Here is an 890-nt window from a genome sequence, read left to right as displayed (position 1 = left end):
CCATCATGTTTGGATCGTTCATCTCGTCAGGGTTCGTTTCAGTAATATTTACATCACTTTCTACTTCACCCGGTTGAGTAGCCAATAACTCACCATCTGGGCCTTCAATCTCAGCTTGTAAAGTATTAGGTGCAGGAGTATCGCGCATATCTGCTGGTGTAATATTGCCCTGATCCATAGGAGCAGCCATGGCGATACTTGGCATTACTAAAGCTGCGCCGATGATTAATGATAAAGTACGTTTTTGCATCAGTTAATTCCTTGAGTCACAAGTTTTATTAATCAGCTTAAAAATATGTTTAAGCTTGATCGTTATTCCTTTAGTTATCCATCTACTTAACGTCTTAAATATAACTGTTTAATATATTTAAAACGTCAACTGTAGATAGAACAAAATCATGACAACTGGGTTATAGGTTGTCATGACACATATAAGTAAAAGATTTATAAAATAGCTATAATCTCAACACGCAAAGTACCAGCTCTCATGCTGGTACTTCAGTAGTAAACTCATTAAAGGTCTAACAGATTGATGTATTCGTGTGACGATATGCAAGTGCTGTGTCTGTAAATATGTATAAATTTTGACCGATAATTTAGGATTTAATATCAATAAAATATGACACGTTATCCTTTGATGGTAAGCCAACTATACATTCTACAATGAGCTATTCGGCAGTATCTGGGTCCACAACACGTGATGATGTATCATTGTTAGGTACACGAGTAACTGGAAAAGTCTGATTGATTTCGATTTCATCAACGATTTGCTCGTCAGCTTCTTGACCAACAATCGTAGCACGCTCAGTACCATCTTCGATGGCTACTGCTGTACCTTCCGCCGTTTTGATACGTTTAATCTGGTCTTCTGGAGCATAGATGACCTCTTT

At 37.5% G+C, this 890-nt stretch carries 1 protein-coding gene and 1 pseudogene; both read right to left on the bottom strand.

Translation table 11 applies throughout. The features are described 5' to 3' along the window. On the bottom strand, positions 1 to 250 hold a 250-nt coding region (locus ACS8FD_RS18210; RefSeq protein WP_439276886.1), incomplete at its 3' end, for a hypothetical protein. Between the two features lie 418 nt (positions 251 to 668). Then, positions 669 to 890, bottom strand: a pseudogene (locus tag ACS8FD_RS18205) (hypothetical protein); the annotation flags it as partial.

It is taken from the genome of Psychrobacter sp. 1U2, from assembly GCF_051847575.1.
This window is presented reverse-complemented; position numbering and strand designations above follow the sequence as displayed.